Annotated in this window: 16 protein-coding genes; 6 read left to right on the top strand and 10 right to left on the bottom strand. The window is 72.3% G+C overall.

The window, feature by feature from the left end:
* Positions 1–73 precede the first annotated feature (73 nt).
* Positions 74–1,087 (bottom strand): zinc-binding dehydrogenase, encoded by a 1,014-nt coding sequence (locus OHA17_RS03255; RefSeq protein ID WP_406503846.1) that lies wholly within the window; start codon positions 1,085–1,087, stop codon positions 74–76.
* Positions 1,084–2,244: a mandelate racemase/muconate lactonizing enzyme family protein gene (locus OHA17_RS03250; RefSeq protein ID WP_406503844.1), complete on the bottom strand. Its 1,161-nt coding sequence runs from the start codon at positions 2,242–2,244 to the stop codon at positions 1,084–1,086. Before OHA17_RS03250 ends, OHA17_RS03255 begins: the two co-directional genes overlap by 4 nt.
* Positions 2,245–2,478: 234 nt before the next feature.
* Here OHA17_RS03250 and OHA17_RS03245 point away from each other — a divergent pair, with 234 nt between their 5' ends.
* The 5 genes from OHA17_RS03245 to OHA17_RS03225 all read left to right on the top strand — a co-directional run bounded on the left by OHA17_RS03245 (position 2,479) and on the right by OHA17_RS03225 (position 10,919).
* The gene (locus OHA17_RS03245; protein ID WP_406503843.1) at positions 2,479–5,064 is read left to right on the top strand and encodes an alpha-L-arabinofuranosidase C-terminal domain-containing protein; all 2,586 of its coding nucleotides are present in this window, start codon (positions 2,479–2,481) and stop codon (positions 5,062–5,064) included.
* A 110-nt stretch (positions 5,065–5,174) separates the two neighbouring features.
* Complete coding sequence (locus OHA17_RS03240; protein WP_406503841.1) at positions 5,175–8,363, top strand: amidohydrolase family protein; 3,189 nt, start codon at positions 5,175–5,177, stop codon at positions 8,361–8,363.
* Positions 8,364–8,617: 254 nt separating this feature from the next.
* Positions 8,618–9,298: an ABC transporter permease gene (locus OHA17_RS03235; protein ID WP_053728444.1), complete on the top strand. Its 681-nt coding sequence runs from the start codon at positions 8,618–8,620 to the stop codon at positions 9,296–9,298.
* Positions 9,295–9,969, top strand: coding sequence for an ABC transporter permease (locus tag OHA17_RS03230; RefSeq protein ID WP_398873571.1), 675 nt, complete (start codon positions 9,295–9,297; stop codon positions 9,967–9,969). The genes OHA17_RS03235 and OHA17_RS03230 overlap by 4 nt, the downstream gene beginning before the upstream one ends.
* A gap of 29 nt (positions 9,970–9,998) precedes the next feature.
* Entirely contained in the window at positions 9,999–10,919 is a 921-nt protein-coding gene (locus OHA17_RS03225) for an ABC transporter substrate-binding protein (RefSeq protein WP_406510621.1), read from the top strand.
* Positions 10,920–10,945: 26 nt separating this feature from the next.
* On the opposite strand, the gene OHA17_RS03220 is transcribed toward OHA17_RS03225, so the two are convergent.
* The 8 genes from OHA17_RS03220 to OHA17_RS03185 form a co-directional block, all read right to left on the bottom strand.
* Positions 10,946–11,626 (bottom strand): triacylglycerol lipase, encoded by a 681-nt coding sequence (locus OHA17_RS03220; protein ID WP_406503838.1) that lies wholly within the window; start codon positions 11,624–11,626, stop codon positions 10,946–10,948.
* A gap of 822 nt (positions 11,627–12,448) precedes the next feature.
* Positions 12,449–13,609 carry a betaine/proline/choline family ABC transporter ATP-binding protein gene (locus OHA17_RS03215; protein ID WP_406503836.1) on the bottom strand — a complete coding sequence of 387 codons (1,161 nt, stop codon included), beginning with the start codon at positions 13,607–13,609 and terminating at the stop codon, positions 12,449–12,451.
* A gap of 64 nt (positions 13,610–13,673) precedes the next feature.
* A complete protein-coding gene (locus OHA17_RS03210) occupies positions 13,674–15,164 on the bottom strand; it encodes a sensor histidine kinase (protein WP_406503834.1) in 1,491 nt (496 codons plus the stop codon).
* Positions 15,165–15,176: 12 nt separating this feature from the next.
* Positions 15,177–15,902, bottom strand: coding sequence for a response regulator transcription factor (locus OHA17_RS03205; protein WP_053730201.1), 726 nt, complete (start codon positions 15,900–15,902; stop codon positions 15,177–15,179).
* Positions 15,903–15,942: 40 nt separating this feature from the next.
* Positions 15,943–16,545 (bottom strand): DUF5666 domain-containing protein, encoded by a 603-nt coding sequence (locus OHA17_RS03200; protein WP_406503832.1) that lies wholly within the window; start codon positions 16,543–16,545, stop codon positions 15,943–15,945.
* Positions 16,546–16,571: 26 nt separating this feature from the next.
* On the bottom strand, positions 16,572–17,789 hold the full coding sequence (locus OHA17_RS03195) for an ABC transporter permease (RefSeq protein WP_406503830.1): 1,218 nt from the start codon (positions 17,787–17,789) through the stop codon (positions 16,572–16,574).
* Positions 17,786–18,637 carry an ABC transporter ATP-binding protein gene (locus tag OHA17_RS03190; protein WP_406503828.1) on the bottom strand — a complete coding sequence of 284 codons (852 nt, stop codon included), beginning with the start codon at positions 18,635–18,637 and terminating at the stop codon, positions 17,786–17,788. Before OHA17_RS03190 ends, OHA17_RS03195 begins: the two co-directional genes overlap by 4 nt.
* The gene (locus OHA17_RS03185; RefSeq protein WP_406503826.1) at positions 18,634–20,013 is read right to left on the bottom strand and encodes an efflux RND transporter periplasmic adaptor subunit; all 1,380 of its coding nucleotides are present in this window, start codon (positions 20,011–20,013) and stop codon (positions 18,634–18,636) included. Before OHA17_RS03185 ends, OHA17_RS03190 begins: the two co-directional genes overlap by 4 nt.
* A gap of 278 nt (positions 20,014–20,291) precedes the next feature.
* Between OHA17_RS03185 and OHA17_RS03180 the strand changes: the two genes are divergently transcribed.
* The gene (locus tag OHA17_RS03180; protein WP_406503824.1) at positions 20,292–20,909 is read left to right on the top strand and encodes a hypothetical protein; all 618 of its coding nucleotides are present in this window, start codon (positions 20,292–20,294) and stop codon (positions 20,907–20,909) included.
* Positions 20,910–20,963 lie beyond the last annotated feature (54 nt).

The following is a 20,963-nucleotide window of genomic DNA, read 5'->3' as shown; positions in this document are numbered from 1 at the left end:
CGCGATGTTCGGTATCTCGAACGTGGTTCGGGTCATTGGGTATGACGTGATGGGGGCAGGAGGAAGCCAGTCGCTACGGGCGCAGCAGGACCTTTCCGGTCTTGGGGTCGCCTCCGCCCACCAGAGCGAGCGCGTCCGCGTACCGGTCGAGCGGGAACTCGTGGGTGATCAGTGCCGCCGGATCGAGCTGCCCGGTGACGTACGCCCGCACGGCGAAGGACCACGCCGCGGACGAGGCGCCGAAGACGCTGCGTACCGTGAGCTGACTCAGGGAGAGGTGCACGGGGTCGATCCCGGTGGCACCCGGCGCGAACATTCCGGTGAGGACGACCCGGCCGCCGCGCCGGGCGAGCAGCGTCGCGTCGGCGGCGGTGGACGGTGCGCCCGCCGTCTCGACCACGAGGTCGAAGTGGCCGCGCACGTCGTGGGACAGTTCCGGCGTACGGGCCTCGGTCGCCCCCATGTGGCAGGCCAGCTCGGCCCGGTCGTAGCGGGGGTCGATCACCGCGAGCTCGCCGGGGGAGTAGCTGGAGAGGAGCTGCACGGCGAGCAGGCCCAGGGTGCCCGCGCCCAGCACCGCGATCCGCTCGCCCGGCTCGGGCGCGCCGGCCCGTACGGCGGCGGCGACAACGGCGGCCGGTTCCAGGAGGGCGGCGGCGCTCAGGTCCGCGTCGTCGGGCAGCGGGTGCAGCAGCCGCGCCGGTACCACCACATGGTCGGCGAAGCCGCCGGGGTGGGTGAACCCCGTCTCGGCGTACGGGGCCGTGCACAGCGAGGTCTCGCCCCGCCGGCACCGCTCGCAGGTGCCACAGGTGCGGAAGCCCTCGGCGACCGTCCTGCGCCCGACGAGCCCGGGGTCCACGCCCGGCCCGGCCGCCTCGACGGTCCCGGCCCACTCGTGTCCGGGCGTGAGCGGATAGCGCACATAGCCCGGGTCGCGGTGGCCGTCGTACACCTCGCGGTCGCTCATGCAGATCCCCGCGGCGGCGACCCGCACCACGACCTCACCCGGGCCCGGCTCGGGGCGCTCGCCCGCGACCAGGCGGTGGCGGCCCGGCGCGTCTACGACGATCGCGCGGCTGCTCATCCCCGCGCCCCGGACGGGTCGCGCTTCTCCCAGCCCTCGGCCCACAGGTCGAACCGGGCCTGCTGCTGCGGGAATTCGGCCGCCGCGTCCACATCCAGCTCGACGCCGAGACCCGGCGCGTCCGGCAGCTCGAAGTAGCCGTCGACCACCTGTGGGGCGCCCTTGACGACTCTCTTGATCTCGGCGTCTGCGAAGTCGTTGAAGTGCTCCAGGATCTTGAAGTTCGGTGTGCATCCCGCCACTTGGAGGCTGGCCGCCGTGAGCACCGGGCCGCCCACGTTGTGCGGCGCGACCAGCGTGTAGTGGGTCTCGGCCGTCGCGGCGAGCTTCCTGGTCTCCAGGATGCCGCCGACGTGGCCGACGTCCGGCTGGATGATGTCGGCGGCCTGCGACTCGAAGAGCTCGCGGAACTCGATGCGGTCGTGGATGCGCTCGCCGGTCGCGATCGGGATGTCGACCTTGCCCGCGACCTTCGCCAGCGCCTTGAGGTTCTCCGGCGGCACCGGCTCCTCCAGCCACGCCGGGTCGAACGGCGCGAGCTCGTGGGCCAGGCGCACGGCGGTGGCCGGCGAGAACCGGCCGTGCATCTCCAGCATCAGCTCGGTGTCCGGGCCGATCGCGTCCCGCACCGCCTCGATCAACGAGACGGCGTACAGGGACTGTTGACGGTCCAGCTCGAAGTGGCCGGTGCCGAACGGGTCGATCTTGAGTGCCCGGTATCCGCGCTCGACGACCGCCTGCGCCGCCTTGTGGTAGGCCCCCGGGGTGCGCTCGGTGGTGTACCAGCCGTTGGCGTACGCCTTGACCCGGTCGGTCACCTTCCCGCCGAGGAGCTGCCACACCGGGACGCCGAGGGCCTTGCCCTTGATGTCCCAACAGGCCATCTCCACCACGGCGATGCCGGACATCACGATCTCGCCGGCCCGCCCGTAGTCGCCGTACTTCATCCGCAGCACGAGGTCCTCGATCGCGAACGGGTCGGATCCCGCGATGTGGTTGGCTTCGGCCTCGCGGAGATAGCCGATCAGCGCGTCGGTGCGGCCGAGCATCCTGGTCTCGCCGACGCCGGTGAGGCCCTCGTCGGTGTGGACCTGGACGTAGGTGAGGTTTCGCCAGGGGGTCCCGACGACGTGGGTGCTGATTCCCGTGATTCGCAAGGCAGTTGCTCCCGGGGCTGCTGTCCGTGTTGTTCGAAATTTCGTCACGCGTTCGAAATTCTGGCGTGACGGTAATGACGTGCGGCCGAAGGTGTCAATGGGTCGGACAGGAACCGTTCCAAGCTGGTCCAGGGGCATTGACGCGGGGGCGGGGGAGGCGGAATGCTCCCGGCGTCGAAATGCAGAACGTCGTCCGAAATCTCGAACGCACGGCGAGAGTTGAGGAGCACCCGCATGACACAGCCCACCCCAGCCCCGGCCTCCTGGCCCAGTCGCAGAGCGATCGTGACCGCGCTCGGCGCGCTGCCGCTGGCCGGCGCGATCGGCCCCGCCCTCGCGGGGGCTCCCGCGCGAGCCGCCGAGTCGGCGCTCCCCGCGCCCGTTGCCCACTGGGCCTTCGATGAAGGCACGGGGACGACTGCCGCCGACAGCTCAGGGCATGGTCGCACGCTCACCCTCGTGGACGGCGCGAAGTGGGGCGCCGCGAAGTCCGGCGTCGCCGCCCTCGACATCTCGGCGGGAGGCAACGCGTCGGCGGTCGGTCCGGTGGTGGACACGTCGAAGAGCTTCAGTGTGGCCGCGTGGGTGCGGCTCACCGGCACCGCCGGCTACCAGACCTTCGTGTCGGTCGACGGGTTCGCGGTGAGCGGGTTCTATCTCCAACTCCGCAACGACACAGGGGCGTTCGCGTTCACCCGGCTGCCGGCCGACTCGAACTCGGCCAACGGCGGGGCGGGTGTCGCCGGGGCGGCCGCCGCGCCCGTGACCGGCGTCTGGTACCACCTGCTCGGCGTCGACGACACGGCTGCCGGGGTCATACGCCTTTACGTCAACGGCGTGCTCGAAGGCGAAGTGCCCTACGCCGGAGGCTGGCGCGCCACTGGCGCGACCGCGGTCGGACGGGGCCTGTTCGGCGGGGTCGGGGTCGACCAGGCCCACGCCCTGATCGACGACGTCCAGGTCTTCGACGCCGCCCTCACCGCGGCCGATGCAGCAGCTCTCGCTGGCGTACCCGTCGACTCCACCCAGCCCCTCCTGACCGTCGACACCACCCACCCCGGCCCGCAGGTCAGCAGCGAACTCGGCGGGATCTTCTTCGAGGACATCAACCACAGCGGCGAGGGCGGCCTCTACGCCGAACTCGTCAACAACCGCAGCTTCATGGCCGCGGCCACCCCGCTCCACTGGAGCGCCAGCGGCGCCGCATCCCTGGCCATCGACACCGCTCAGCCGCTCAACTCCGCCCTCACCCAATCCCTGCGCGTGACCGCGAAGGCGGCGGGCGACGGCGTCGCCAACGAGGGTTACTGGGGCATCCCGGTCCGCCCGTCCACCACGTACCGCGCCTCTCTCTACGCCAAGTCGGCAGATGTCACAGGGAAGTTGACTGTCGCCATCACCGGCACCGACGGCAAGGCCCACGCCACCGGCACCACCGGGCCCCTCACCGGATCGTGGCGCAAGTACGACCTCACCCTGCGCACCGCCGCCGGCGCCCCCACCACCGCGAACGCCCGTCTCGTCGTCACCACCTCCGCACCCGGCACGCTGTGGCTGAGCCAGGTCTCGCTCTTCCCTCCCACCTACAAGGGCCGCGAGAACGGGCTGCGCGTCGACCTGATGGAGAAACTCGCCGCCCTGGAACCGAAGTTCCTACGCTTCCCCGGCGGCAACTACCTCGAAGGCAACGTCATCGCCGACCGCTTCGACTGGAAGAAGACGATCGGCCCCGTCGAACAGCGCCCGGGCCATCACAACTCGGCCTGGGGCTACTGGTCCACGGACGGCCTCGGCCTGCCCGAATACCTCCAGATGACGCAGGACCTGGGCTGCATGCCGCTGCTGTGCGTGTACGCCGGATACTCGCTCCAGGGCTCCCACGTCACCGGCGACGCGCTCAAACCTTTCGTGCAGGACGCCGTCGACCAGATCGAGTACATCACCGGCCCCACCACCTCCACCTGGGGCGCCCGCCGCGCCGCCGACGGCCACCCCAAGCCGTTCCCCCTCAAGTACGTCGAGATCGGCAACGAGGACTGGTTCGACAAGTCCGGCTCCTACGAGGAGCGTTACGCCGCGTTCCACGACGCGATCAAGGCTCGCTTCCCCGCGCTGAAACTGATCGCCACGACGCCGGTGGCATCCCGCCCGTACGACCTGATCGACGAGCACTACTACCAGTCGCCGTCCGCCTTCCAGGCCGGCTCCCACAAGTACGACCAGCGCGACCGGAACAGCCCGAAGGTGTTCGTGGGGGAGTGGGCTTCGCAGGAGGGCCGGCCCACCCCCGACCTCAACGCCGCGCTGGGCGACGCCTCCTGGCTCGCCGGGATCATCCGCAACTCCGACCAGGTCCTGATGGAGTCGTACGCCCCGCTGTTCAGCCACGTACGGGACAACACCTGGGCCACCAACCTCATCGCCTACGACGCGCTGACCAGCTACAACTCGCCGAGCTACTACGCACAGCAGCTCCTGCTCACGCGGCGCGGCACCGTCGTCCTGCCCACCGCGGTGCGCGCCCTGCCGGGTCTCATCGCCGTCACCACCCACGACCCGGGCGCCCGCCGCGTCTACCTCGCGGTGGTCAACACGGGCGGCACGGCCCGCAAGACCACCGTCACGCTGCAAGGCGTCGCCCGCACCGATGCCTCGGCCGCCGTCACCGTGCTCGCGGGGGCGAATCCGCAGGCAACCAACACGCTCACCGACCCGCTCGCGGTCGTCCCGCGCGGCCGCACCGTCAACGGAGTGGCACCCACCTTCACTGCGACTTTCGCGCCGTACTCGGTCACGGTCCTGGAGGTGCACACCGCCTGACCGTCGGCCCAAGTGAGCTGATTCTGAAGGGGTTTGACAGGCAGTCGTACCGATTTGGCGGGAATGGCGGTGTTGCCCCTGCGCCGTACGGTGCGCGAGCGTGCTGTGTCATGGACCGTGACAACACCGCCACCCCCCTCTCCCTCTCCCGCCGTCAACTCCTCGCCGCCGCGGGCGCCGCCGGGGCCGTCACCGCCGTCGGCGCCGTGCCCGCCCCCGCCCTCGCCGCGCCACGTACCGGACTCTCGCTCTCCTTCACGGCCTCCACCAACGGCGCGGCGAGCCTCTCGCCCGGGGGAGACCAGCTGATCGCCGAGATCCAGGACGTCCTGTGGTCGCTGCCCCGCGCCGGCGGCAAGGCCGAGCCGCTCACCCCGGCCGGACTCGAACCCACCCGGCCCGTGTACGCACCCGACGGCGAACTCGTCGCGTTCTGCGCGTACAAGGGCGGCGGCTACCACATCTGGACCATGAGGCCCGACGGAACCGACGTGCGCCAGCGCACCGAAGGCCCCTGGGACGACCGCGGCCCCGCCTGGTCGCCCGACGGCACCCGCATCGTCTTCGCCTCCGAACGCGGCGGCGACCCGGTGGCCGGCAGCCCGTACCGCATCCATCAACTCGACCTGCGCACCGGTCAGTTGACCAAGCTGACGGGGCTTCCCGGGCAGGACGGCCCGCTCCAGGACGGCCCGTGGGAGGACTTCGACCCCACCTGGTCGCCCGACGGCAAGCGCATCCTGTTCGTCCGCGCCAAGGCCGTCACCACGCCGTTCGGACTCGGCGTCGACGCCAGAACCGTCGCCGCCATCCCTGCCGAGGGCGCCGGCGCGGTCACCGTCGAGCACACTGAAGCCGAGAACGCCCAGGTCATGACGCCGGCCCTCGCACCCGACGGCCACCGCCTCGCCTACCTGCGCACCACCGCCGCACCGAACGCCTCCTGCACACTCGTCGTCGACGGCAAGCCCGTCCCGGTCGCCGGGGACATCGCCCCGATGCCCCCGCGCTGGACCGCCGACGGCGAGCTGCTCCTCACCCTGGACGGCCAGTTCACCCTCGTACGCCCCGAGAGCCCGGCGGAGCCCAAGGCGATCCCCTTCACGGGCGAGCTGCCCGTCGACCGGCCGCGCTACCAGGTCAAGTCGTACGACCTCGGCGAGGAGCGGGTGCGCCCGGTGCGCGGCATCCACCTGCCCGCACTGTCCCCCGACGGCAGGCGCATCGCCTTCGCCGCCCTCAACTCGCTCTGGATCGCCGACACTTCGGGCTCGCGGCCGCCGGAGCGACTGCGCCAGTCGCCCGCGACCCGCTATCTGCTCGGACCGGTCTGGGCCCGCGACGGCCGCTCGCTCCTGTACGCCGACGACCGCGACGGGCTGCTCGGCGTCTACCGGCGGGAGCTCGCCACCGGCGAGGAGAGCGCGCTCGCGACGGGCGGCCGGGTGCACCCGGCGCCCTCGCCCGACGGGAAGCGCCTCGCCGCCATCGACATGTCGGGGCGGCTCGTCGTCCGCGACCTGGCGAGCGGCGCCGAACGCGTCCTGGTGACCGCGCTCGGCGCGGGCGGGCTGCCCGGCCGCCCGACCTGGTCGCCCGACGGGCGCTACGTCGCGCTGTGCGACCGCAACCGGCTCAACCTGCGTTTCCGCGAGGGCTACAACGTCATCCGCGTCGTCGACACCACCACCGGCGCCGACCGGCTGCACGCCGTGGCCCCGCACGTCTCCATCGCCGATCGCTACGACTCGGGGCCCGTCTGGTCCCCCGACGGCCGCTGGATGGCGGTCGTCGTCGAATCCGCGCTGTGCCTGCTGCCAGTAGCCCCCGACGGCACCCCGCAAGGTCCGCCGCGCACCCTCACCACCGAACCCGCCGACCACCCCTCCTGGTCCGGCGACTCCAAGACGCTCCTGTACCTGTCCGGCGCCAAGCTGCGGCTCATCGGCGTCGACGGCGGCGCCGCCCGCACCGTGCGCGTGGCGCTCGACCAGCGCAGGCCCGCACCCGCCGACACCGTGGTGCACGCCGGACGGCTCTGGGACGGCACGGGCGAATCGGTGCGGGACGACGTCGACATCGTCGTCCGCGCGGGACGCATCGCCTCCGTCGAACCCCACCGCAAGCGCGGCGCCCTGCGCACCGTCGACGCGTCCGACCGCACGGTCCTCCCCGGGCTCTGGGACACCCACACCCACCCGTGGCAGAGCACGTACGGCGGCCGTCAGACCGTCGGCCAGCTCAGTTACGGGATCACCACCGCCGTGTCACTCGGGGGGTTCGCCTACGAGCAGGCCCGCATCCGCGAGGCCGTGGCCACCGGACAGCTCGCCGGGCCGCGGCTGCTGACCACCGGGGAGCTGCTCGACGGATCCCGGGTCGCCTACAGCATGGGCCGCGCCCACCGCACCGAGGCCGGACTCCAGCGATCGCTGGAACGTGGCGCCGCACTCGACTGGGACTTCGTCAAAACCTATGTGCGGGCGCCCAGTTGGGTCATGCAGGAGGCCGCCCGGTTCGCCCACGAGCGGCTCGGCGTGCGCTCGGGCAGCCACCTGGTGTCCCCGGGCGTCGAGGTCGGCCAGGATCTGACGACCCATCTGCTGGCCACCCAGCGCGCCGAGTTCGGCCACGCCACCTCCGCGACGGGCAAGGCCTACGAGGACGTCGTCGGGATCTACACGGCCCGTGGCATCAACTTCGCGCTCATCGTCACACCGTTCACCTCCGCGCCGCTGCTCGGCGCGGACCCCGGTCTCGCCGACGATCCGCGGGTCACCACCGTGATGCCGCCGTGGGACTCGGCGGCCGTGAAGCAGTCGGCGGGCACGCCGCCGAGCCCCGCCCAACTGGCCACCCTGCGCACGGAGACCGACGTCTACCGTCGGGTGCTCGAAGGGGGCGGCCTCGTGGCGCTGGGCACCGACCAGCCGCTCGTCCCGGTCGGGCTCTCCCTTCATCTGAGCCTGCGCGCCCTCCACTTGGGCGGCCTCTCCCCAGCCGCGACGTTGCGCACCGCCACCGTACTGCCGGCCCGGCTGTTCGGGCTCGACAAGGACCTCGGCACGGTCGAACGCGGCAAGCTCGCCGACCTCACGCTGGTCGACGGCGACCCGTTCACGGACTTCGGCTCACTGGTGCGCACCACCGGCGTGCTCAGGGGAGGGGTGCCGTACACGACCGCCGATCTGGTCTCCGCCTACGAGCCGCACGAGCGGCATGCGGCGGCGAAGGCCGAGGACTGGCTGGGGGTGGGCCGACTGATGCGCCGCGACGGCTGCTGCGACGCGGGGTTCTAGTCCGTCGGGGCCGGGCCACCCCTGTGGTCCGGCCTCAGGAGGCCGGGCGGTGGTCAGCCAAGGACGGCGAGCCCCCTTCTCCAGGTCCTCGCGAAACGCACCCCATCCCCGACCGGGCGGGTGGCCTCGACGCTCCGGTGGCTCCCGGCCGCACTTACCCCGAGCGTCCCCCTTTTGGCCAGGTATCACAACGTATGCCCCGGACAGCCCAGCAGGACGCGCGGCCGGCCCGGGCCGGGGGCTCCAATGGACGGGTGACCGCGCCTCCCGACGACTGCCTCGCGCGCAACGAATGGATCTGCGGCGCCTACCTGTCGAGCCGCCGGCAGATCCTCTGGGACGCGGTGCTCCAGCACCTCCACCTCACGGCCGTGTCGGTGCTGCTCGGCCTGGTCATCGCCGTGCCGCTGGCCGTCGCGGCCCGCCGCTGGCGCTGGGCCGCGGGTCCGGTCCTGGGCATCACGACGGTGCTCTACACCATCCCGTCCCTCGCCATGTTCTCGCTGCTGCTCCCGGTGTACGGGCTCTCGGCGTCCATCGTCATCGCGGGCCTGGTCCTGTACTCGCTGACGCTGCTCGTCCGGAACATCCTGGCCGGGCTGCGCGCCGTCCCCGAGGACACCCGGCAGGCGGCCCGGGGCATGGGTTACGGGCCGGTACGGCTGCTCCTGGCCGTGGAACTCCCGCTCGCCGTGCCCGCCGCCATGGCCGGTCTCCGCATCGCCACCGTGTCCGCGGTTTCCCTGGTGACGGTCGGCGCCATCGTCGGTTACGGCGGGCTCGGCAACCTGATCTACTCCGGGATGAACACCTACTTCAAGGCACAGGTGCTCACCGCCTCCGTGCTGTGCGTGGTGATCGCCGTCGCCGCCGATCTGGTGCTGCTCGGCATCCAGCGGCTCCTTACGCCCTGGACGAGGGCGGAACCCGCATGAACACGCTCTCCGACGCCTGGTCGTGGCTCACCTCCGCCGCCCACTGGTCCGGCGAGAACGGCATCTGGCACCGGCTCGGCGAACACCTCTGGCTCACCGCGCTGTGCCTCGTCCTGAGCTGCCTCATCGCGCTGCCCGTGGCGCTCGTGCTCGGCCACCTCGGCAAGGGCGGGACGCTCGCCGTCAACATCTCGAACGTGGGCCGGGCCGTGCCCACCTTCGCCGTTCTCGTGCTGCTCCTGCTGACCCCGCTCGGCAACTACGGCGAGTGGCCGACCATCGTCGCGCTGATCCTCTTCGCCGTGCCGCCGCTGCTCACCAACGCCTACGTCGGCATGCGCGAGGTCGACCGCGACGTGGTGCGGGCGGCTCGGGGCATGGGGATGACCGGACGCCAACTCCTGCTCCGCGTCGAACTTCCCCTCGCCCTGCCGCTGATCCTCACCGGCGTGCGGATCGCCGCCGTCCAGCTCGTCGCGACCGCCACGCTGGCAGCCCTCGCGGGAGGCGGTGGGCTCGGCCGGATCATCACGGCCGGGTTCAACCTCGCCTCGACGCCCCAAGTGGTGGCGGGCGCCGTACTCGTGGCGGTCTTCGCGCTGGTGGTGGAGGGCATCTTCGAGGTGGTCCAGCGGTTCGCGCCGCAGTGGGCGAGGGGCGGCTTCGGATGAGGCAGCGGCTGTTGAGGTCGCGCCTGTTGATGGCCGGCCTCACCCTGACGACGGTCGCCGCCTGCACCACCGGGCCGAGCCTGGAGAAGCAGGGCTCGGTCACCGCACCGCCCGGCGACAGCAAGCACCTGACGATCGGCACCGCCGGGTTCACCGAGAGCGACGTCCTCGCCCAGATGTACGCGCTGCTCCTCGGCGAGGCGGGCTACAGCACGAAGATCCTCTCCGTGACCAACCGGGAGATCTATGAACCCGCTCTGGAGAGCGGGCAGATCGACGTGGTGCCCGAGTACGCGGCCACCTTCGCCGACTGGCTCAACGCCAAGGCCCACGGGCCCGACGCGAAGCCGGTCGGCTCACCCGACCTGAACCGGACGATGACCGCACTGCGGGCGTTGGCCACCCCGCGCGGCCTCACGGTCCTCGACCCGGGCAGGGCGGTCGACCAGAACGCGTTCGCCGTCGCGGAGTCGTACGCACGCGAGCACCACCTCAAGACGCTGAGCGACCTCGGTGCGGCGAAGCTTCCGGTACGGCTCGCGGCGGGCGACGAATGTGTCCAACGTCCTTACTGCGAACCGGGGTTGAAGAAGACGTACGGCATCGATGTCACGGCCGTCGACCCCAAGGGGGTCGGCACGACACAGGCAAAGCAGGCCGTCCAGAGTGGTCAGGACCAGATGGTCCTGACCACTACGACGGACGCCACGCTCTCCGCGTTCGGCCTGGTGCTGCTCGCCGACGACAAGCACCTCCAGAACGCGGACTACATCGTGCCGGTGGTGAACCGCTCACGCGCCGGCAGCACGGGGGTGACCGGCGCGCTGGACAAGCTCAACACGGTGCTCACCACGGCCGACCTCGCCTCCCTGAACGAACAGGTCGACAGCTGGCGCCGACTGCCGCAGGACGTGGCGAGGAACTATCTCAAGTCGAAGCACCTGATCTGATCAGGCCTGATGTGGCGTCAATATCCTTATTGTTCAAGGAAGTTGAGGACTCCCTCAGCGGTGGGGGCGTCGGTCAGCAAGTCGTTGTGGGCGAGGCAGCCGACGTCGGTGTTGACCGCGCCGGACAGCGGCACGCTGCTGTTGGGCAGGATGAAGCCGTCGCAGTCCGACCAGAACGTGGCGTACTGGGTGGGGCCCGGCGTCTCGTTGCCGCTCGCCAGATGGCTCTCCACGTACGAGTTCGGCGTCATGTCCCGGCACCCCTGGTCCCAGATCGAACACGCCCACGCCAGACTCGTCCCGTGGTTGGGCCCGCCGAGCGAGACCCAGTGCCGCACCACCTGCGTGCCGCCGCCGAACTTCACATACCAGCGGGTGGGGAGGCTGCCCTGGCTGTGCGCGACGATGTCCACCTGCGCGGCGCCGGTCTGGGCGCGCACGGAGTCGACGTACGCGGCGAACTGGCCGGCCAGCACCTCATTGGTCGACTGGCTGGAGTCGTACCCCCAGGCGAAGAGGTCGCCGTCGGGGTAACCGGCCTGCCTGAAGCGGTCCTTCATGGTGCCCCACACCCCGGGGTCGGCGTTGCGGCCGTGCACGAACACGACGGGTACGGGGGTGGGGGCGGGGACCGCCTGCGCGGCGGGGGCGAGTGTGAGCGTGCCGGTGAGCAGGGCGAGCGCGGTGGCGGCGGTGGCGAGGCGCATGGCGGCTCCAGCGGGGGGTGTTGTGGGGGCCCGTTACGAGGGCTACCGGATGGTAGCCACGCGCTCCGCGGAACGTAAGGGTCATGCGGGCCCGGGTTTCCACCCGGCCAGGTCCGCCCTCCTGGGGCTCCGCCCCAGACCCCGGGGCGTTTGCCCACCTGCCCGCCCGTTGCTCAGGGTTGGATGAGCTGAGCCCTGGGGCTGCGCCCCAGACCCCTTGCGGGGGCTCCGCCCCCTGCGCCCCCGGGGGTTTGCCCACCTGCCCGCCCGTGACGGGGGTGGGGAGGGCTGAGACCTGGGGCTGCGCCCCAGACCCCCCGAGGGGCTCCGCCCCTCGGACCCCGGCGGGGGCTGCGCCCCAGACCCCCTGCGGGGACTTCGTCCCCTGCACCCCTGCTTCGGGGGCTCCGCCCCCGGACCCCCGTTCGCGCCTTAAGGGCGCTCGTCCTCAAACGCCGGACGGGCTGAGGAGTGGGCTGGTGTCCGTGTATGCCCGCCCGGCCAGGGGCGGGTGCCGTCCGTGCGTGCCTCCCGGCCCGGGGTGGCTCGACGTTCTTGATCGCCAGACGGGGCGGTGGTGGGGGCTTGCATTCGCGGCGCATAGGAGCCCGTCGTCCGTTGTGGGCAGTCGTTCCGCAGGGCGATGGGGGTCCCCTCTGCTCCATAAGAGCTTGGGGGAGGGTGGGCAGAACGGACCACCAAGCTGCGGACCAAGGGGATGTGGGTCTGGGGGCGGAGCCTCCAGGGGGCTTTGGGGCCGAGCCTGTTCAACCCCGCGGAACGGGTGGGAGGGTGGGCAGGCACCCTCACCGCAGCCACCCCTCACGCATCCGCGACAGAGTCGAAGTCCACCTCCCCCCGCGCCACCCCCAGCGCGTCCGCGTCCACCGACCTCCGTAGGGCCTCGTGCAGCTTCGCCGGGGTCAGGACGCCGAGGAAGCGGGCGCCGTCCACCACGGCGACCCAGCCCGCGTCGTACTGGAGCATCTCGCTGAACGCCTGCTTGAGCGGGGCCCCGACCGGCACCCACGCCTCCATGCGCCGGGCCAGGTCGGCGACCGAGCCGGCCCCCGCGAGGGAGAGCTCGTCCGCCGCGACCCAGCCGTGCAGCTCGCCCTCCTCGTTGAGCACCACGGCCCAGCGCGCCTCCTCGCCGCGCAGCCGGGCCGCGGCCGCCTCCGCGGGTTCGTCGAGCCGTACGATCGGCGGCTGTTCCAGGTCGTCCGGTTCGACCGTGGTGACCGAGAGGCGCTTCAACCCCCGGTCCGCGCCCACGAATTGGGCCACGTACGAGGTGGACGGCGCCCCCAGGACCGACGCCGGGGTGTCGAACTGCTCGATGCGCCCGGCCCCGTACACCGCCATGCGGTCGCCCATCCGTACGGCCTCCTCGATGTCATGGGTGACCAGGAGGACCGTCTTGCGCACGGTCGCCTGGAGGCTGAGGAACTCGTTCTGGAGGCGTTCGCGGACGACCGGGTCGACCGCTCCGAACGGTTCGTCCATGAGGAGGACGGGAGGGTCCGCTGCCAACGCCCTGGCCACGCCCACCCGTTGGCGCTGGCCGCCCGAGAGCTGGGCCGGGTAGCGCGGGCCGTACGTGGCCGGGTCGAGGCCGACGAGGTCGAGCAGTTCGGCCGCCCGCGCCCGGGCCTTCGCCCGCTTCCAGCCGACCAGCGCCGGGACGGTCGCCGTGTTGTCGAGGACCGTACGGTGCGGGAAGAGCCCGACCTGCTGGATGACGTAACCGATCCTGCGGCGCAGCTTGACCGGGTCGAGGGTGGCGATGTCCTCGCCGTCGACGAGGATGCGGCCGGAGGTGGGCTCGATGAGCCGGTTCACCATCATCATCGTGGTCGTCTTGCCGCAGCCGGACGGGCCGACGAGCGTGACCAGTTCGCCCTCCGCGACCTCGAAGGACAGGTCGTCGACGGCACGGGTACCGTCCGGGTAGACCTTGCTGACCTGCTCGAACCGGATCATGAAGCCACGCTAGGAGCCCTCGGTCCCGTCCGCACTCGGGCCGGTCCGGGGGAGTGGGAGCCGGTCAGGGTGCCGCGGGGAGCAGCACGCGGAAGAGCGCGCCCTCGCCCGGAGCGGTCTCCAGCTCGACCTGCCCCTTGTGGGCCTGGACGAGCGCCGAGGCGATCGCCAGGCCAAGACCTGCCCCGCCCCCGGTCTGCCGACTGCGCGAGGCGTCCACGCGGTAGAACCGCTCGAAGACGCGGGCCGCCTGTTCGGGGACGAGGCCCGGGCCCGAGTCGGCGACCTCGATGATGCCGTGGCCGTCGACGGCGCCCACCCCGATGCGTACCGGGGAACCCGACGGCGTGTGCGCGACCGCGTTGCCGACGAGGTTCGCGACCACCTGACGCAGCCGTGCCTCGTCGCCGAGTACCGGGGCGGGCCCGGGCGCGCCCTCGCCGCCCGGCCCGGTCAGCGTCACCTCGCGGGTCGGGTCGAGGGCCCGCGTGTCGTGCAGGGCGTCCACCGCCAGGGTGCGCAGATCCATCGGGGCGAGCTGGAGCGGGCGCTGCTCGTCCATGCGGACCAGGGTGAGCAGGTCCTCGACCAGGCCGCCCAGGCGCACCGCCTCGCTCTCGATGCGGGCCATCGTGCGCTTCACATCGGCGTCGTCGGGGAGCGCGCCCATCCGGTACAGCTCGGCGAAGCCCCGGATGCCGGCCAGCGGCGTGCGCAGCTCATGGGAGGCGTCCGCGACGAAGCGCCGCATCTGCTCCTCCGACTCGGCGCGCGCCGCGAACGCGGACTCCAGCTGCGCCAGCATCCCGTTGAGCGCACTGGTCAGCCGGCCCGCTTCGGTACGCGGTGAGGCATCCGGCATGCGGTGCGAGAGCGGGCGTCCGGCCGCGATCTCCGCCGCCGTGGCTTCGATGCGGCGCAGCGGACGTAGCCCCGCCCGTACCGCGAACCAGCCCGCCACCCCGAGCAGCAGGGCCACGACGACGCCGATGAGCTGGAAGGCCGTGGCGAGGTGGTCGACCGTGGAGGAGACCTCTTCCAGGGGCGCGGCCACGACGACGCCGGCGGGCAGCGCCGGGTCGCCGCCGGCGACCGGCACGATCAGCATCCGCCAAGTGCCGCCGCCGTGATCGCTGGGCACCTCGAAGGGCTTGCCCAGGTGGGCCCGCAGCTCGTCCGCGTCCATCACCGGCCACAGCGGCCGGGGGTCGCCCGCCGCGACGGGCTGGCGGAACTGCTCGGTGACCTTGCCGTCGTCGGCCGCGAAGGCGATCACGTACTGGCTGGGCAGCCAGGCCCGGCCGGACCGGCCCGCACGCGGCGCCGGGGTGCCCTCGACGCCGACCCGGTGCGCCACCGAATCCCCGAACCGGTTCAGCTGCTGGTCCACCCGCTGCACCAACTGGCCGCGCACCGAGCTCAGGACGACGGTGTCGCTCACCGTGAGCCCGAGCGCGACCAGCGCCATGGCGAGCAGCACGAGCCGCGAGCGCAGCGAAAGGGCGGCGAAGCGGCGCGGCAGCCACCCGAGCCTCGCCCGGAGGTATCTCAGCATCGGGCGGGCACCTCAGGACTGCGGCCGACGCAGCACATAGCCGATGCCGCGCACGGTGTGGATGAGCTTGGGCGCGCCGTCGGCCCCGGAGTCCACCTTGCGGCGCACGTACGAGATGTACGACTCGACGATGCTGAGGTCGCCGCCGAAGTCGTACGCCCACACATGGTCGAGGATCTGCGGCTTGGACACGACGCGGTCGGCGTTGGTCATCAGGTAGGCGAGCAGTTTGAACTCGGTCGGGGAGAGGGAGACCGGCCGCCCCGCCCGCAGGACCTGGTGGCCCACCGGGTCGAGTTCGAGGTCGCCCGCCACCAGGCGGCCCTCGCCGCTCGGGCCGCCGGTGCGGCGCAGGATCGCGCGGATCCGGGCGATCAGCTCCTCCAGGCTGAACGGCTTGGTGACGTAGTCGTCGCCGCCCGCAGTGAGGCCGCTGATCTTGTCGTCGACGCCGTCCTTGGCGGTGAGGAAGAGCACCGGCAGATGGTCGGGGCCCGGGCCGCCGCCGGGCTCCTCGCGCAGCCTGCGCACGACGGCGAAACCCGTCATGTCGGGCAGCATCACATCGAGCACCACCAGATCCGGGCGCTCCTTGGCGACGGCGGCCAGCGCGTCGGCCCCGGTGGCCGCCGAGACGACCTTGAAGCCGACGAAGCGCAGCGAGGCCGACAGCAGTTCCCGGATGTTGGGCTCGTCGTCGACGACCAGCAGGCTCGCCTCGGGCGTGGCCGTTTCCATCGGGTTCCTCCTCGTGGCGGCGTGGGCGGTGGGTGCGCGGTCAGCCCCGGCCACCGCCGAAACCGCTCGCGCCGCCCTGGGTGACGGTGGTCGCCGCGACGTCCCCGGAGGCATTCTGACTGCCGCGGACCGTCACCGTCTGGCCGGGCTGCAGATCGGACACCTTGCCGCTCTTGGACTCGGTGACCTGGGTGCTGCCGGCCGTGGTGACCTTGACGACGTTGCCCTGGGTGTCGGTGACGTAAATCGTGCTGCCGTCGACGAGCTTCACCGTACCGATGGTCAGCCCGCCCGCCGCGCCCGGGATGCCGCCGCCCTGCCGCTGGCCGCTCTGGCCGCCCTGCCCGGCACCGAACCCCTGGCGCTGGCCGCCCTGACCGCTCTGCGCGGCGCCGCCGCGGGCGGCCGCGGACGGCGTGCTGCCCTGGCTCTGGTTCTTCTCCACGAGGGCGCCGCCGGCGAAGGCGAGCCCCGCCACCACACCGCCCGCGAGCAGCAGCGTCAGCCAGGGCAGCTGCTGCCGCGGCGGTGCGCTGAGCTCGGCCGAAATGTCCCGGGTGTCCGGTGGCTCGGCGAGGATGTCCTCCGGATCGCCGGTCTCCGTGGGGCCGACGCTCTCCAAAATCTCGGCGTTGCCGAACATGTCCTCTCCCTGTCCGTACATGGGGTTCACTCGTGCCGCAGGGCTTCGATGGGCCGCAGACCCGCGGCCCGGTTGGCCGGGTAGCCGCCGAAGAACAGCCCGATGGCCACGGCGATCGCGAAGGCGCCGACGACCGATTCGGGGATGATCACCGGCTTGATGCCGACGATCGTGAAGTGCGAGCCGATCAGACCCGCCGCGACGCCGAGCCCGCCGCCGATCAGCGAGAGCAGTGTCGACTCGGCGAGGAACTGCCCGAGGATCACGCCGCGCGGCGCCCCGATCGCCTTGCGGATGCCGATCTCCCGGGTCCGCTCGGTGACCGTGACCAGCATGATGTTGGTGATGCCGATCCCGCCGACGAGCAGGGAGATCGCTGCCACCGCGCCGAGCAGCACCGTGAACGTCTTGTTGGTGTCGGCCTGCGTGGTGAGCAGGGAAGCCTGGCTGCTGACCCGGAAGTCCAGCGCGTTCGGGTCCTTGATGCCGTGCCGGCCCATCAGGACGGTCGTGATCTCGTTCTGCGCCTGGGTCGTCGCGTCGGCGGACTTCGCCTCGACGAGGATCTGGCCGATCGACCCGAACCCGGTGAAGGCGTTCTGCACGGTCGGCAGCGGCGCGATCACCACGTCGTCCGGGTCCTGGAACCCGGTGCCGCCCTTGGTGGCGAGGACGCCGACCACCGTGAACGGCGTGCCGCCCAGCGTCATCTTCTTGCCGACCGGGTCGTCCGTGCCGAACACGTCGGTCGCCGTGGTCGAGCCGATCACGGCCACCTTGCGCGAGCCGAGCACGTCGTCGGAGCTGAAGTAGTCGCCCTTGGTCACCTTGCTGTTGGACGCCTTGAAGTACGCCGGGTAGGTGCCCACGACCTGACTCACCGAGTGCGACGTGCCCTCGTACAGCGCGGTCTGGGAGGTGGTGGTCTCCGGGGCGACCGACTCGATGTGCGGAGCGGACGCGGGGTCGGCGAGCGCCCGAGCGTCGTCCACGGTCAGCGGCTTGGTGACGGTGGCGCCGGACGAGCGCGAGCCGCCGAAGCCGCCGCCCGAGGACACCGTGAGCGCGTTGGTGCCGAGCTTCTCGATCGAGTTCTTCACGGCCTGCGAGGAGCCGTTGCCGACCGCGAGCAGCACGATGACCGCGGCCACACCGATCAGCACCCCGAGCATCGTCAGCGCGGAGCGCACCTTGTTCGCCGCGAGCCCGCCGAAGGCGAAGCGCAGCGTCTCGAACGGGTTCACCGGCCGCCTCCGACCAGGGAGTCGTCCTCGCGCAGGGCGGGCGGCGGACCGTCGACGGGAGCCTGCCGCACATCCTCGACGATCCTTCCGTCGACGAGCCGGATGACCCGCTTGGCGTGCCGGGCCACCTCGTCCTCATGCGTGATCAGCACGACGGTGCGTCCCGCCGCGTTGAGCCGGTCGACGACGGCGAGCACCTCCTCGGTGCTGTGGCTGTCGAGGTTTCCGGTGGGCTCGTCCGCGAGCAGCATCGCGGGCGCGGTGACCAGCGCCCGGGCGACGGCCACGCGCTGTTGCTGGCCGCCGGAGAGCTCGTTGGGGCGGTGGTCCATCCGGTCGGCGAGCCCGACCAGGGTGAGCGCCGCCTCGGCCCGCCGGCGCCGCTCGGCGGGCTTCACACCCGCGTACGCCAGCGGCAGCTCGACCTGGGCGAGCGCGGGGGTGCGCGGCACCAGGTTGAACGACTGGAAGACGAAGCCGATCTTGCGGTTGCGCACCAGCGACAACTGGCGCTCGTCCAGGCCGCCGACATGGATGCCGTCGAGCAGGTACCGGCCGGAGGTCGGCACGTCGAGGCAGCCCAGGATGTTCATCAGGGTCGACTTGCCCGAGCCCGAACTTCCCATCACGGCCACGAAGTCGCCCTGCTGTACGACGAGTTCGACGCCGAGGGCCCGGCCGCTCACCGGGTCGATGGGTCCGCTGAGCGCGTGGACGGCCGCGTCGCCGTGTCCGTACGTCTTGATCAGGGAGCGCACCTCGATCACCGGCGCCGGGGCCCAGGGCCCGTCGCCGGACGCTGCCTCGGGCAGCGCCGCGGTTGTGCGCGGCCACAGGGGCGGCGTCATCCGCGGCCACCCCCGCCACCACCGGCACGGAAGCCGCCGCCACCGCCGCCGGTGCCGCCGCCCCCACGGGTGCGCGCGCCACCGCCGCCGCCGAGGCCGCCGGGGAAGGCGCCGCTCGGGAAGCCGCCGTTGCCCGTCGCGGACACGCTGGCCAGCTGTACCTTCTCGCCCTCGCTCAGACCGCTGAGGATCTGGTCGGAGCTGTCGCCCTCCAGGCCCACCGTGACCGGAGTGCGCTCGGTGGTGCCGTCGGCCTTGACCACGGTCACCGTACGGTCGGCGCCGGTGCCGGTCACCGCGGCCGTCGGCACCGACAGGGCGCCGGACGCCTCGCCCGTGACGACCTGGATGCTCGCGCTGAGCCCGGTGCGCAGGTTGGTGGTGGGGCTGGTGATGGTGAGGGTGGCCGCGTACTGCACGGCGCTCCCCGAACTGTTGCTGCCGCCGCCCCCGCCGGAGCCCGATCCGGAGCTGACGGGCAGTGAACTGACCGACAGAACCTTGGCGTTGAGGACCGTGCCCGACTCCGCGTTCAGCGTGACCGTGGCCGCCTGGCCGGGCTTCACCTTGAGCGCGTCGGCCTCCGAGAAGTTCGCGGTGACCTGCATGCCGGACGGATTGGTGAGGACCACGAAGCCGGACAGGGCCGAGGAGGACGCCGAACTGGCGTTGCTGGAGCCGGAGTTGGATCCGCCGCCCGAGCCGCCGCTGCCCCCGCTCGTGCCATTGCCGCCGGTTCCGGTGACCGTGTCGCCCGTCTTCGCCGACACGGACGCCACGGTCCCGGCGACCGGGGCCGTGAGCGTGGTCCCGTCCACCGCGCGCTGCGCCGCGTCCACCGCGTTCTGAGCCTGGGTGAGCTGCGCCTCGGCCTGCGCGAGCTGCGCGGGGTCGACCGTCGGCGAGGCGGCCGGGGCGGGCGCGGTGTTGGCGGAGCCCCGCGTCGAGGAGCCGCCGCCCGAACCGGAGGCCGTGCTCGAACTCGGCTGGCCCTCCTGCACCTTGGTGAGGTTGGCCTGGGCCGCCGTCAGCGACGCCTCGTCCTGGGCGAGGGTCTCCTTGGCGGCGGTGGCGTCCACCTTGCCGAGGACCTGGCCCCGGGACACCTTGTCGCCCGGCTTGACGTCGACCTCGGTGAGCTTGCCGCCGGTGGTGAAGTTCACCCCGGCGTCGCTCGGCGAGGCCAGCGCGCCGGAGCCGGACACGGTGGCGAGGACCGTGCCCTTGGTGACCGCGACGGTCTTCGAGCCGGTCCGCGCGGGGGTGTCGCTGTGGCTGGTCACTGCCGCGTAGGCGCCGCCGGCACCCGCCAGGACGGCCACACCGAGCACCGAGTTGATCAGGACGGCTTTGCGCCGTCGTGGGAGCACCTTCATGACGGCGGATCCTGGCCGCCCGCACTTTGGAACCCCTGGGAGCTTTCTGGGAGTTCCCTGGGAGCGCCGACACGGGCGAAACTTCGCATTGCGGGCGTCGGGTTACGTATCGGATCACCACGGGTGCCCCTGGAGCCCCGTACGGGCCCGGACGCCCAGGGAACTCCCAGCCCTTCCCCCGGAGGCGCCCACCCGGGTGCGGTTCAGTCATGGGTCGCCGACGGCGTACCACTCCAGCGAGGCCGTCGTCAGACCGACGCACCGAGGAGACACCGGACATGACCTGGACCAAGCGCCGGCCCGCCACCGCGCGCACCGCGATCGCCGTGCGGGCCGCCGTCTCCGCCACCGCGGTCGCCGCCTGCGGCCTGCTGCTCGCGGCCTGCTCGTCCTCGGCCGCCGCCCCCAGCACTCAGGCGAAGCCCGCCGCCTCCAGCTCCGCCGGGGCCAAGGGCATGGACGCCTACCGCCAGTGCCTGGCGCAGCACGGGGTCACGATGGCGCCCCGGCCGAGCGGCAGCGGCCGGCCGAAGGGCGCCGGAAGGCCGAGCGGCGCGGCCCGGCGGCCCGGGGGCGCAGGCGGCGGGTTCGGCGGCTTCGGGGGCGGAGCCTCCGCGGATCCGGCCCAGCGACAGGCCGCCCAGGCCTGTGCGAGCCAGCGCCCGCAGTTCAACGGCCGGGGTGGTGGCGGTGACAGCACCGCGATGAAGGCCTTCACCAGTTGCCTCAAGGACCACGGGGTCGTGCTTCCCTCGGCCTCCCCGGGCGCCGGGGGCGGCATGCGCGGCCTGAACACCTCCGACCCCAAGTCCGCGCAGGCCTTCGCGGTCTGCAAGGCACTGCTGCCGCAGCGCCACTCGGGCGCGCCGAGCCCTTCGGCAACCCCGACGGCCTGAGGCGAGCGGACCTCCTCCGTCCGGCTGGGAGCAGCCCGGACGGAGGAGGCGCCT

Source organism: Streptomyces sp. NBC_00212, assembly GCF_045206365.1.
In the GTDB taxonomy this organism is placed as follows: domain Bacteria; phylum Actinomycetota; class Actinomycetes; order Streptomycetales; family Streptomycetaceae; genus Streptomyces.
Note: the sequence above shows the minus strand (reverse complement) of the source record. Positions and strands in the feature narration are given on the sequence as shown.

Excerpts from the sequence above, each read along its gene's own strand:
- OHA17_RS03205 (WP_053730201.1), bottom strand. The coding sequence starts at position 15,902 with ATGGAAACGGCCACGCCCGAGGCGAGCCTGCTGGTCGTCGACGACGAG.
- OHA17_RS03255 (WP_406503846.1), bottom strand. The coding sequence starts at position 1,087 with ATGAGCAGCCGCGCGATCGTCGTAGACGCGCCGGGCCGCCACCGCCTG.
- OHA17_RS03180 (WP_406503824.1), top strand. The coding sequence starts at position 20,292 with ATGACCTGGACCAAGCGCCGGCCCGCCACCGCGCGCACCGCGATCGCC.
- OHA17_RS03220 (WP_406503838.1), bottom strand. The coding sequence starts at position 11,626 with ATGCGCCTCGCCACCGCCGCCACCGCGCTCGCCCTGCTCACCGGCACG.
- OHA17_RS03245 (WP_406503843.1), top strand. The coding sequence starts at position 2,479 with ATGACACAGCCCACCCCAGCCCCGGCCTCCTGGCCCAGTCGCAGAGCG.
- OHA17_RS03210 (WP_406503834.1), bottom strand. The coding sequence starts at position 15,164 with ATGCTGAGATACCTCCGGGCGAGGCTCGGGTGGCTGCCGCGCCGCTTC.
- OHA17_RS03190 (WP_406503828.1), bottom strand. The coding sequence starts at position 18,637 with ATGACGCCGCCCCTGTGGCCGCGCACAACCGCGGCGCTGCCCGAGGCA.
- OHA17_RS03240 (WP_406503841.1), top strand. The coding sequence starts at position 5,175 with ATGGACCGTGACAACACCGCCACCCCCCTCTCCCTCTCCCGCCGTCAA.
- OHA17_RS03185 (WP_406503826.1), bottom strand. The coding sequence starts at position 20,013 with ATGAAGGTGCTCCCACGACGGCGCAAAGCCGTCCTGATCAACTCGGTG.
- OHA17_RS03225 (WP_406510621.1), top strand. The coding sequence starts at position 9,999 with ATGGCCGGCCTCACCCTGACGACGGTCGCCGCCTGCACCACCGGGCCG.
- OHA17_RS03200 (WP_406503832.1), bottom strand. The coding sequence starts at position 16,545 with ATGTTCGGCAACGCCGAGATTTTGGAGAGCGTCGGCCCCACGGAGACC.
- OHA17_RS03215 (WP_406503836.1), bottom strand. The coding sequence starts at position 13,609 with ATGATCCGGTTCGAGCAGGTCAGCAAGGTCTACCCGGACGGTACCCGT.
- OHA17_RS03230 (WP_398873571.1), top strand. The coding sequence starts at position 9,295 with ATGAACACGCTCTCCGACGCCTGGTCGTGGCTCACCTCCGCCGCCCAC.